General features: G+C 30.3%; 11 protein-coding genes. 2 read left to right on the top strand and 9 right to left on the bottom strand.

The features are described 5' to 3' along the window. Positions 1 to 93 precede the first annotated feature (93 nt). The 3 genes from BR69_RS0103460 to BR69_RS0103470 form a co-directional block, all read right to left on the bottom strand. Complete coding sequence (locus BR69_RS0103460) at positions 94 to 327, bottom strand: hypothetical protein (protein ID WP_027631944.1); 234 nt, start codon at positions 325 to 327, stop codon at positions 94 to 96. Between the two features lie 93 nt (positions 328 to 420). Continuing rightward, positions 421 to 1,059: a DUF1648 domain-containing protein gene (locus tag BR69_RS0103465; RefSeq protein WP_027631945.1), complete on the bottom strand. Its 639-nt coding sequence runs from the start codon at positions 1,057 to 1,059 to the stop codon at positions 421 to 423. After that, complete coding sequence (locus tag BR69_RS0103470) at positions 1,046 to 1,324, bottom strand: autorepressor SdpR family transcription factor (RefSeq protein WP_027631946.1); 279 nt, start codon at positions 1,322 to 1,324, stop codon at positions 1,046 to 1,048. The genes BR69_RS0103465 and BR69_RS0103470 overlap by 14 nt, the downstream gene beginning before the upstream one ends. Positions 1,325 to 1,816: 492 nt before the next feature. Between BR69_RS0103470 and BR69_RS0103475 the strand changes: the two genes are divergently transcribed. Next, positions 1,817 to 2,398 carry a hypothetical protein gene (locus tag BR69_RS0103475; RefSeq protein ID WP_027631947.1) on the top strand — a complete coding sequence of 194 codons (582 nt, stop codon included), beginning with the start codon at positions 1,817 to 1,819 and terminating at the stop codon, positions 2,396 to 2,398. A gap of 25 nt (positions 2,399 to 2,423) precedes the next feature. Here the strand turns inward: BR69_RS0103475 and BR69_RS21025 are convergent, their stop codons facing one another. After that, entirely contained in the window at positions 2,424 to 4,727 is a 2,304-nt protein-coding gene (locus tag BR69_RS21025) for a glycoside hydrolase domain-containing protein (protein ID WP_051623468.1), read from the bottom strand. Positions 4,728 to 5,208: 481 nt separating this feature from the next. Continuing rightward, complete coding sequence (pdxR, locus tag BR69_RS0103485) at positions 5,209 to 6,630, bottom strand: MocR-like pyridoxine biosynthesis transcription factor PdxR (protein WP_027631948.1); 1,422 nt, start codon at positions 6,628 to 6,630, stop codon at positions 5,209 to 5,211. A gap of 162 nt (positions 6,631 to 6,792) precedes the next feature. Here pdxR and BR69_RS0103490 point away from each other — a divergent pair, with 162 nt between their 5' ends. After that, positions 6,793 to 7,266 carry a pyridoxamine 5'-phosphate oxidase family protein gene (locus BR69_RS0103490; RefSeq protein ID WP_027631949.1) on the top strand — a complete coding sequence of 158 codons (474 nt, stop codon included), beginning with the start codon at positions 6,793 to 6,795 and terminating at the stop codon, positions 7,264 to 7,266. Between the two features lie 150 nt (positions 7,267 to 7,416). Here BR69_RS0103490 and BR69_RS0103495 read toward each other — a convergent pair whose 3' ends face one another. The 4 genes from BR69_RS0103495 to BR69_RS0103515 form a co-directional block, all read right to left on the bottom strand. Next, positions 7,417 to 8,655 (bottom strand): nitrogenase component 1, encoded by a 1,239-nt coding sequence (locus BR69_RS0103495; RefSeq protein WP_027631950.1) that lies wholly within the window; start codon positions 8,653 to 8,655, stop codon positions 7,417 to 7,419. Then, positions 8,642 to 9,937, bottom strand: coding sequence for a nitrogenase component 1 (locus BR69_RS0103500; RefSeq protein ID WP_027631951.1), 1,296 nt, complete (start codon positions 9,935 to 9,937; stop codon positions 8,642 to 8,644). The genes BR69_RS0103495 and BR69_RS0103500 overlap by 14 nt, the downstream gene beginning before the upstream one ends. Beyond that, a complete protein-coding gene (locus BR69_RS0103505; protein WP_027631952.1) occupies positions 9,937 to 10,689 on the bottom strand; it encodes a nucleotide-binding protein in 753 nt (250 codons plus the stop codon). The genes BR69_RS0103500 and BR69_RS0103505 overlap by 1 nt, the downstream gene beginning before the upstream one ends. Before the next feature lie 644 nt (positions 10,690 to 11,333). Continuing rightward, positions 11,334 to 12,155 (bottom strand): helix-turn-helix domain-containing protein, encoded by an 822-nt coding sequence (locus BR69_RS0103515; protein WP_027631953.1) that lies wholly within the window; start codon positions 12,153 to 12,155, stop codon positions 11,334 to 11,336. Positions 12,156 to 12,600 lie beyond the last annotated feature (445 nt).

Raw genomic sequence — 12,600 nt, forward strand, 5'->3', positions numbered from 1 at the left:
ATTCAAGATACACTAATTTGCCACCATATTATCTGGTGGCAAATTGATGTGAAATACTCTATTTTTATTCTACAACTCCTACATTAAACTCTTTTAGAAGTAGTTCTGAGATATTATAAGACTTCTTAAATAACGGCCTTCCCCTTCTTTATTATGGGGTAATGTAACAAAGCCCTCTTTTACTAAATATTCATTTGTAGCACCAAAAACTTGATGCCACACCTCATTTGATATTTCTTTTATATCCACTCTATGTCTTACCGGAGCCACTTTTGATACATTGGCTACAAAGTTATCAAAGCCCTCTTTCACTATATGAAAGGACATAAATTAAACCGTAAGTGTTAAAACTCATTATAAGATGAAAATATACTAAATTATTAATGGCATATCTCTTATGAATTTCCACACTTATTTAAACTAATATTCTTTAGAAGTTTTGGATATAAAATAAAACATTTCTACAATTATAGTAATTATAGTTAAAATAACTACATAAACAGAATATTGACTTGGAAAAAATACTGAAATCACAAATAGAACTCCTAAAATAACAAAGGTATAACCCATAGTCCTATTTATTCTTCTCCATACCTTCTCATCTTTAAATAAACTCTTTGGACGAGCCCCATGTGTATAAGATGATATAGTTTTAGGAATATAGTTACCAACTAATATAAAAATAAAACCTAGTAAAAAACATATAAATTTTCTAACATCTAAATTTGTACCTAATGCTATAGTAAGAGTTATACTATAAAGAACTATGCTAATAATAGGTATAATAGATTTGTATATATATTCTACTCTAGGAGTATAGTCTTTTAATGATTTTTTAGTATCATTATATATACAACTTAAGGCTTGAACTATTCCTAAAATAACTGGAAATCCAAAAAGAACAATGTTTTTATTTAAATAGCTATCAGGATTATTTCTAACGTCAAAGTGTATTGCAACTTTTTCTGGAACAGATTTATAGAAAACCATTCCTAATATAATAGGAAGTATACAAATAATAGTTGTAGTTATTAATATTTTCCAATTAACTTTTTTCATTACCTTTCCCTCCTAATTGTTGAATCCATACTAGAATATCCTCAAAAACAGATAAATTTAGTTCATAATAAATGAAATTTTTATGCTTATTCTCCGTGACTAATCCGGCCTTCTTTAATTGTGATAAATGATATGAAACAGTAGCATTAGTTAAATCGAACTTTTCCGCAATATCTCCCGCAGACATTTTTCCGTTTCTTAAAAGTTCTAAAATATTACGCCTTACTGGATCAGAAATTGCTTTTAAAGTCTCTGTAAGACCCATTTAGTTACCACCTCCTATTTAGATATCCTTCTAAATACATTATATGCCTATATTAAATATTTGCAATACCTATTTAGAAAAATATCTAAATAAAAAAAGGGTAACATATAAATCCTTACTTTAAAATATATGCTACCCTTTTATATTGTTTTTGAATTAATGGATTTCAAGCTTTACACTCCTTAAGTAAACTACATATCAACTATTAACTAAAGCTTTATTCTTAATATAATAATGATTATTTATATCTTTATTTTTTACCTACTTTATGATTAGATTAACATAATTATACTTTAGTAAATAAACTTACTGAATACTACTATTATATCCAGTAAGTATTATCTTTTTTAAATAGAATTGTATATCTCTTAAATTCACTATATATATATCCATTCTTAACTCTTTCTGTAAAACATACTTTTCAAATATCCATATAATAACTACTCTATTCTTGATAAATATGGTAAATTAATAGCTATGGAGGTGTTATTTATGAAGAAAATAAAAAGAGTGCATATAAAGATATTTCTTATAATTTTAGGAATTATAATTATTTTAATTCCTTTTATTCCATATAAACTCCCTGCCACATTAATCAATTATGAAGGTGACTATATAGATATATCTACAAATCAATCTACTGGTGGTTATCATGTACTTTCAGGATCTGAAAAAATTGAAGAATATAAAAAAGCTGTAGGTAATCCAAATTTAAAAACAAATGAAGTTTATCAATCAACTTTTGGAAAAGAGAATGATCAATTTAGTAAAATTAACTTTTATGTCTGCAAAGACTTTAGGTTATATGGAAAATTTATTGGCTATGAAAAAGATAATGTTCCCGTATTTGAAATTGAAAAATGGCGTCCCTTAAATCATACCATACATATGTGGGATACTCGTTTTTGGCATAAGATTAGTATACCTTCACTTGTATTATATTGTATTTTCTTAATATTGATGAGGAAGTTTACATTTAAACTTCCTACAACTCTTAATATACTAATGATCATTTATATCTTTATTTTTTATCTAATTTTTGCTTGGCTTCAGAGTAGTACAAATATATTTTAAAAATATATTTTATACTGGGTATTTTTTAATAATATACCCAGTATGCTTTGTCTTTTTTAGATGGAATCGGATACCTTTTTGACCCAGCATCCATATATCCTTTCTCTGCTCTTCCTGTTTTCTGAGCAGCCCACTCTATTCCATATAATACAGGATTCATAAATTTATCACAAACTGTTATAAACTCATAATCTGTCTTATTAACACAAGCTTGAGTTTTACCTCCTATACGCTTATGCCAAGCATATATAAAACTATCATCGTCTCCAGTAGCAGTATTACATGAATAAAATATAGACTTAGTATTTGAAAAAGCGTTAGAATTCAACTTTTGTATATCATCTTTTTCTATATTATAATCCTTACCAAATAACAATCTACCTTTTTCTCCATGTCCAAATAGAGTAAACTCTGTTATTGGTATTTTTCTTATTGCACCTCCATTAGTACTTCCTGTATTTAAATAGTTTATAAATTCATTTTTATTTGATACAAACACTAAATTTACTTTTATGTTATTTGAATTGTCATTAATATTAATTAATGAATGAAGTATATCTACAGTATTAGTAAAATTACTTATATCTTTAGATGTATAAGAATTTTTTTCAATTATCCATGTTATAGTGTTGTTTAACTTATTGTTTTCTATGGATATCTTAAACTTGTCCATTGAGTGTTCTATTAACTTCTTAATGGCAGGTTCTATAAAGTTATATTTATACCTGTTCTCATCTCCTTCCTGACCAGAAACTACTATCCATTCACCTACTTCTGAATTATTGCTAGGTTCTGATGGTTTCCCTGGAGGTGTAGCTGTATCTTCTACTCCATTTGCAGAGTTTCCTAGATTTACTTTAGAAACTCCTAGGTCTCTTCCAGAGCTAATATTGTTATCTATTTCTATTTGTCCATCTCCACTACCTATTGTTATTGTTGAAATTTGATCTATTGCCCAATCCTTTGGTAATGGATATCCTAAATTACCACTAAATCCTGATGACATATCACATACAAAGCTACTACATGAGTATCCATTGTCAGCTACCCTGCTACATACATTTCTTGGACCATAAATTCCTATTTTATATTTAGTTTCTGTTCTTTTAAATACACCATATATTTCACTAAAGTATGGTAATATTGAGCTTGTTACATCTCCATCTAATGCATCAAAATCAACAGTAAAGTATATTATAGTTCCTTCGTCAAATCCAAAACTATGTGCTGACTTAATAGCTTCTTTCGCATCTATATTTCCTTGATATGAATTAAAGTATGATAATTTATATCCCCCTGTTTCAAAAATAGGATAAATCTTTAATTCATTTGATAAAATAGTATTTATTTCACTTTGAGTCATTTTAAACTTACCGGTTAAATATCTCCCAACAGAAACATATCCATTGTTTTTTATTGTCTTAGCTTTGGCATCTGTTATTGTAGTTGCACAATCACACAGAGTACCTTTTCTATTTTTATCTCCCGTACTAACTAATAAAGATGCCCAGGTTTGCATTCCTACTATTCCATCTGCTGATAATGCGGCGAAACCTTGAAACTCTCTTACTGACTCCTTAAGTCCTGCTCCAAACTGACCATTAAATCCTTTTGGATCAAATCCATTGCAATAAAGCAAATATTGTAGTATATAAATAAACTTAGTCTTGTTACTTCCAACAGATAATAATGGAGCAAGTTTAGTTGTTGAAGGTCCAAATACTCCATTAGGAACCTGTATCCCTTCTTCAATTTGGAACGCATATAATAAAGCTTTGTTTGTAGCACTCGCATAAATTCCATCACAAGGAACTAGTCCTATATCTGATGCAAAATATTGATTAGATGAATAGTTTGAATTAAGATATTTTTGAACTGTTCTTATCTGTTCATCTCCATGGTATTCTCCATAATTCAGTAATGTAAAAGCATCCATTGATAGAATAGCCTTCATTAACAAGGCATTTACTTCTCCTGTATTTGGTATTCCAGCATCAACTTGAAGCTTTTTTATAGCTCCTTGCACACCATTACCAAACCTTCCATCAAACCCAATTGGATTATATCCCTTACAATATAAACCTCCTTGTAATATATAGTTTTGATTTGTTTTGTCTGACCCTAAAGCTAGATTTTTAAATGAACTAGTTGTCGCTGGACCAAAGTTCCCATTTGGAGCTTCTATTCCTAATTCAATTTGAAGTGCTGTTATAAGCCCTTTCATTGTCCCCCATCCAGTCACTCCATCCTCTGATATTCTTTTAAATCTTGGATTATCACCATAAGTTTTATTAAGCCAAACTTGTGTTTCTAATACCATCATGTCCATTTGTTATTACCTCCTTATTTTTTGAATAAAAAAACACCCATATAATACTAGCTAGTATACTTAAGGAAACTTAATCTACTAGTATTTCAATATTAGGTGTCTTTTTATCTATATAATTATCTATGTTACTATTATATATAGCCTTTATAATATTTTAATGTTATCTTAATTCTTCTTTAATGCACGTAATTCACACATTTCATTTTCATCTTTCCTCTATTAAACTTTATTTTATATAAGTCCGATAGTTGCTGTACATTTGTTTTAACTTTAGTAATCTTTTCTCTTCCTCATTCATAGTTTCAAATTATCCTCTAATATAACATTACTAATTCTTCAACCCCATTCTATTTAACTTACAACACAAAAATAAAGAGCATATTATAATATAATGCTCTTTATTTTTTAAGGTAATAGTAAAGATAATGAAATCCTTAAATTTAGAAAATTAAATACTGTACTAAATTTCATCACTGAATTTTCATTTTGATAATGCTCCAAACCATACGGATTCTAGTAATTCAATACCTTCTCGTATTTCTTGTTCACTCATCAAGCTATATCCTAAAAATAATATATTTTTAGGACAATCATCTTGGTTCTTCCAAAATGGAAGCATAGGATATACTTTAACCCCTACTTTTTCTGCCTGTTTAATAAGCCACTCCTGATCTTCACCATTTGGGAATTCCAAAATAAAATGTAATCCTGCCCCACGCCCATGTAGAATTACTTTGTTACCAAACATTTTTGTTGCTTCTTGTATAAACACATCATGACGTCTTTTATAGGCGATGCACGTTTTATGAATATATCGCTCATAGTTTTGATCCCTCATATATGTAGCTAAGGTACGTTGTGTTAGCCATGATACTGGGGAAGTATAAGAAGAAAACATACTACAATACATAGTAAGAATCTTTACTGGTAACACCATATAATTAACCCTAAGAGAAGGAGAAAGAGACTTTGAAAAAGTTCCTATGTATATGGTGCGATCATGGGTATCCAGTGAATGGAGCGTTGGCACTGGATTTACATCATATCTGAGCTCACTATCATAATCGTCTTCAATTATATATGCATCATTAGTATTTGCCCAATTAAGTAACTCCTTACGCTGAGAAATTGGCATAACAGTTCCATAAGGAAATTGATGTGAAGGTGTCACATAGGCAGCGCATGCATAAGAATTGTAGATGGATGATATAATAAGCCCCTCTTTACTGGCTGGAAGCAAATGTAGATTATAATTATTGTTTATAAATACATCCCTCGCCCCATTATAACCTGGCTCTTCCATAGCAATTGTCTTGTTTTTTTCCCCAAGAATCTTGCACAATATATCTAAGGAATATTGTAGTCCGCAACCAACAATAATTTGCTCTTCACAACAAACCATTCCTCTTGATCTATGTAGGTGTTTTTTGATTTCTTGTCTTAATAATAGATCCCCCTTCCTATCTGGATACTTATTAACTATCTCTTTTTCTGGTGACAAAAGAATTTGAGAGGTGTACTTTCTCCATAACTTAAATGGGAATTGCTCATAAGAAATCTCTCCGTACTGAAAATCATATAAGCTTACAGCTTGACTCAATTCTGATGTTTTCACAGATAAAGTGGTTGTGTCATGTGGTACATAATTCACATTCATCACCTTATTTGATGTATCCTGAACCACAAATCCTGAGCCATGTTTTGATTGTATATATCCTTCCACATCTAGCTGGGCATAAGCACGACTAACAGTATTTATTGCGACCCCCAATGTTTTAGCTAATGTGCGAATACCTGGAAGTCGTTCTCCATGTATAATATTTTCTTCTTCAATATCTTCCTTGATCTTATGGTAGATTTGAAGATATATTGGATACTTTGAATCTTTTTGTATGTAAATCATAAATTATAACCATCCTTATGCGAAAGTGTACCCTATATTACACGACATAAGTGTATCTTGTTACAGGTACACTCATATGATACGATATGTTTGATAGTATATCAAGTACTTGTTTATCTTCAATGATTATTAAGTTAAAACTACAAGGGGGATAATAAAATTATGCAATATAGAATGAAGAAATTTCAATTAACCTCTGAGCAGATTGATGCTCTACTCCATGATGCAAAAACAGGAAGCTTTGCTACCATTAATGAAAATGGATACCCTTACGCTGTTGGTATGCACTTTATTTACTTTAATAACAAAATTTATTTACATGGTCTTCCAAAGGGACAAAAAATCGATAATATTAAGAGAAACTCTAAGGTATGTTTTGAAGTTAATGAATTGATTGGTCTTTTGATTGCAAATGATGATAATCCTTGTAATACTAATGCAGAGTACAATAGTGTTGTGATTCTTGGTAATGCTTCTCTTGTTGAGGATATTAATTACAAGGGTGAGGTTCTAAATAAGCTAGTTGAAAAATACACACCTGAATTTATTGGAAAAGAACTTCCTAGTAACATGGTTAAGGGTACTGCTGTAATTGAAATTGATATTGTAGAGTGTACGGGAAAATATTATAAATAGAGTAATAAGTAATGTTTTCTTATCCAATCACAATAAAGGTTAAGTACTATTTAACAATAAAAACATCCCACTTTTTTAATTATGGGATGTTTTTATTAGTTTGCTTTAGGTAAACTTATTTTCTAGAACAAAGAAATAGTTATATATCTATTACTTATTTCTTTGTTCTAAAGTTTCATTGAGCCATAAGTTAACTAAATTTATTGCTCCACGAAATCCAATAAAGGGGGGCTCATAAGGGTTTATCCTCCATTTAATATCAGGGTTAGATATTTGAAGCTCATTATTTCTATTTGCCCATTTCAAAGCCTCTCCACTTGCCATTAGAAGTCCCTTTCTCTCTGATAATATTGCCTGCATCCACTCATCTTCTGAAAAACAAGGAACCTCTCCACTCCCCATATCTTTGCAATCACACCAACATGCTCCTTTAATTAAGCCTAATTCTTTTTCTGCATAAGAAAGAATACCTTCTACCACATCTGCATGTCCTCCTAATGAAATTTTAACTTCATCAGAGTGCTCTCTTATTATATGCTTAAATATAGAAATTGAAGGTGAAATTTGACTCATTACTTTTTCTTTTTCTGACTTTATAAAGTTCTTATCTGGAGTTAGTCCAGAGATCTCTGCTATTTTATTTATCCATTGAACAGTTCCCTCAACTCCATAAGGTCTACCTAATAAATAGGGAGTTCCAAATCTATTTTTTAATTGTTTTGCAGCTGCCTCCCCTTCTCTTCGCACTACTAAATTAATATGAGCACTACCAATATTCTCAATTTCTTCTACAGATGTATCAGATGTCATAACACAAAGTTTCTTTATACCAAAAGCCTCTTTCATTATTCTTATAACCTCTTCTGCATCAGCATGAAAACGAAATAGATCAGCACAAGAACCAATTATATTAAAGGTTGGCTCTTCTGTTTTTTCTATATTCTTTGGTAACTTTGTTGCTAGAAGCAAGAGTGCTTCCTGAACTCCACGATGTCCACATATGTCAAAACCTCCATATCCGAAAGGAAGTAAAGGAATATTTGGGTATTCTGGTTGTAATTCTTCACATATAGCCACTAAATCCGTTCCAATAATAGTTGGTACTGAAGAAGGTAGTAAAAAGATAACTTTAGGCTTATCTCTCTCTACAACTTGAGCAATTGTTCCATTAATTCTTCTAGTGTCACCTAATGAAATATCTGTTTCATCCATATGAGTAGAGTATAATTTGCAACCTTTTGATATACCAGCTTGGTTTAAGAACATTCGTCCATACTGCATATGTCCCATACATCCGTACTCAATTAAAACAGCATCTTTTATTGAAGCAAGAGTCCATAGGGTCCCCATTCTGCCTGACATTGGTGGTTTAAATCTATGAATTCCCATGGTTATCCCTCCTTATTTCTTGAATATTTACCTTTTCATATGCTTCTATCATCCTACTTAATAAAGTTATTGTTCTTTCATATCCTACTTGTCCATATAAATCCTCTAAGTGTGAAACACAAGGAATGGAGGTTGAATTTTTAAGAAGCTTTCCTAAAGAAAATTCAGCATTAATATGCTCTAGAATCTCTATATCTGCATTGTAATTTACCATATGACAAATCCTAGGATTATATCCTTGATTTTTAATAGCTTTTGACCATTTTTTATCATCTGGATAAAATTCATCCATATGTAAAAGCTTAGGCTCCATTTTAAATTTAGTTAGATATAATACAAGTGGTAAAGGCATAATAGCCCCTATATGAGTCAATATATAGCTTTTACCTTGAAACAAATCTTTTGCCTTATTCTGCAATGCATTAGCCTTTTCTCTTAGTTCATCAAATTCATGATTAAATCTAATTTTTAATATTTTTTCTACTGCTTCGTAGATATCACCAATTTCACCTACATCATAGAGTTCATGAAGGCTTATAAAAGGGACTTGGAACTTTTCCCACATCATTTCAGCTAAAGGATTCATAAAAGGTGAAAGTACAATATTAAGAGATGCATCTGGTGAAATAATAAAATCTTCAATGTCAGATTTTGGAGCAAGCATCCTAAGATAGAAACCTCTTTTTTCTAATGCTATTAACAATTCAGGCATTGGACTATACTTTTCTTTCGGACTACGTCCAAGAATATTAATTGTGTCAGCTCTTACCTTTCCCCTTTTCATTAATCCTTCAAATGCTAATAGGGTTTTCCAATATCCTGAAGGATAACTATTACACTTAAAATGTGCCATTAAAACAAAGGCAAGTCTTGCTGAAACCTGAGGCTGTACTTCATGGACAATAGCCTCCATATCCTCACCAATTAACTCTGGAACACAGGTCAAAATTATCATAATGGCCTTTGCACCTGACTTATCCATCTCCTTAATAGCTTTAATTAACCCTTCTCTACATCCAAATACCACCTCAGTTGAATCTAAAATATAGGTCCAATGTAGTGCCTCTTCTTGGCTTTTAACATGAGAAACAACATTCCGACTATAAAATCCACATTCTGATGTACCTACAACTAATGTAGACATCCCCTTAACTTGTGCACTAAGAGCCAATGAAGTATGCATGGGACAATGATTTCCTGGAAAAGCTGCTTGAGTTAAAAACTTCACTCCTGAATTTGTCTTAACTGAAGATAAGGGTTTTAGATGTTCTAATTCCTTCATTACACTTTCCCTCCCTCCAATAAAATCTTTGCTAAATTACGATAGTGGTTTGCCATATCACATTCTGGGAAAGCTTCAACTACACTTTTTCCTAATTCCTCAGCCTTCTGTACATATGGATCTCTATCCATAGAATAAATTACTGGAGTCTCAATTTCCTCTGCAACCTTTCTAACTAATTCTTTTTCATTCTCAATTTTTTTAGAATTTAGTATTAATCCTCTTAATGATGCATATCCACGTTTACCAAAACTTTTAACAGCATGGGCTATATTTGTAGCTGCGTAAAGGGACATCATTTCTCCTGAGGTTACTATACATACCTCATCAGCATATCCTCCCCTAATAGGCATAGCAAATCCACCACATACCACATCCCCTAATACATCATAGAGAATAACATCTGGTTTATATACTTCATATGCATCTAATTCTTCTAATTTTTCAAAAGCTGTGATTATTCCACGTCCAGCACAACCTACCCCTGGTACTGGTCCTCCTGATTCTACACACAAAACTCCAGTACTGCTTTTAAATACAAGATCATCTAGTTCTAAATCCCCTTTTTCTCTTAAAGTATCTAATACTGTTGGAATATTTTTGCCTCCAGTTAGATTACGAGTAGAATCTGCCTTAGGATCACATCCAATCTGCATTACTGTTAACCCCATTTCTGCCATAGCTGTAGATACATTAGATACTGTAGTGGACTTACCTATGCCACCCTTTCCATAAATTGCAATCTTCTTCATATAACCATCTCCTTTTAATACTACTTATAATACTTAATAGATTTATTTAAAATTCTTATAGGACTTCCTCTTTTATACCTATATAGTCTCTATAGAAATGTTGAAAATATCTTTTAAAACTTCCCTAGCCATAATCTTTTGTACAAAATCTCTAATTGAAATTCTTATAATTTCATCACAACTTCGGATATGCTTGTACTATTTCTTTATCACGAACTGATAGTAAACCTAAGACTAACATAACTAAAACAGATACCATAATAAATTTTTTCATTTTCATTCCTTCTAAATAATTAAAATAATATATAACTTCAATAATATTACTAAGATTATTCATGACTAATATATCAAATAAAAAATCTCATGAGAATGGATGATTACTGAATCCTTAATGCATTATTCCTGAATTCCTTTTAAATAGTAAATTTAATAGAAAATATTTGCTGAAATTTTTTAATAAGGTAAGTTTTAATATATTGTGTTATTTAAATAAAAAATTAATGTTGAAAATATAAAATACTTTAAACAAAAGAAAGCCTTTATATTACTAATCAAGAAAAGTCTAAAAGCTTTCTTTTGCCTACTTCAATATTAAAATAGATAAATATATAAATCTTAGTAAAAGATAAACTAAATTTATATTATTACTCTTTATATCTGAACTTCTCACGAAACTTACTTGGTGAATCTCCAAATTGCTTTTTAAATCTCTTGCTAAAATGATATGGATCATGATATCCCACACTTTTTGCAATAGATATTACAGGAATATTACTTGTTACTAACAATTCCTTTGCACGATTAAGCCTATGAATCATAAGATAATCTCCTGCTCCCATACCTGCATATTTTGAAAAAACATAAAATAATCTATTCTCATTTACACCATGTAGCTCTGCAAGATTCCGAATAGTTAAGGTATCCATATAGTACTCATGAATATACTCTGACACTTGTTTAAATAATGTTCTATCATCACCACTTGATTGGTTATTTGCACAAGTAAAAATTTCATCTAGTACACAACGAAATAGAGTTTCTGTTTGAAATTTAGCCATTGTTCCTGGCTCATTTGATGCTCTCCATAATCTCTGTAATAATTCCACAAGTCTAGCACTCTGTCCTATAGCAAGCTCAAAATGTAAGTTTTTCAATGAAAATTCTTCTGACTCTGAATTATTAATACTATAAAGAACCAAAAGGTAGTTCCAGTCTTTATCACCTATTACCCTCTTACTTAGGGTCATATCCCCACCACCATGAATCACATTACCAACAGAAGCTGTGTAAGAAGTGCCATCAAAACAGAAGTTTGCCTCCCCACCTAATGGAAAAATAAATCCAGGAAATGATGCTGTTTTCATACATCCTGAACTTCCTGGTTTAATATTATAACTATATACTCCTTCTACTTGAAAATTAGTATTAGCAAAATTATCTACAAGATCAATTAATTCTATTTCCATTTAGCACCTTCTTTCAACTTATGTTTCATAACAGATATTTATATAATAGTAATCTATGAAAATCACACTATTAATTATTATATAAACTAAAAAATCTAGCTTATTATATCCAAATTATTTGTAGCTTACAATATTTCTCTAATATCATCATGATTATTCATAAACATATGATTTTATTTTAATGTTTCCTATTTTTAAAATGGTAAAAACTTAATCAAAAAAGAGCTGTCACTAAACTAATCATTTAAATTAGCTTAGCACCAACTCTAAATTTTTCTTAAATTTCATCTTATATTATTCAATTATTGTCAATTATTTTACTACAGTTTCTATGTAATTAATTCCTTTATCTCTCTACTATAAACACAAACTAATAGTTTTAATAAGAACTAATTAATTCTTATAGAATCATTAAAAAATCATATTATTTAATCTAAGAAATTTT

Origin of the sequence: Clostridium hydrogeniformans DSM 21757, assembly GCF_000686705.1 — a bacterium.
GTDB classification, from domain to species: domain Bacteria; phylum Bacillota; class Clostridia; order Clostridiales; family Clostridiaceae; genus Clostridium_Z; species Clostridium_Z hydrogeniformans.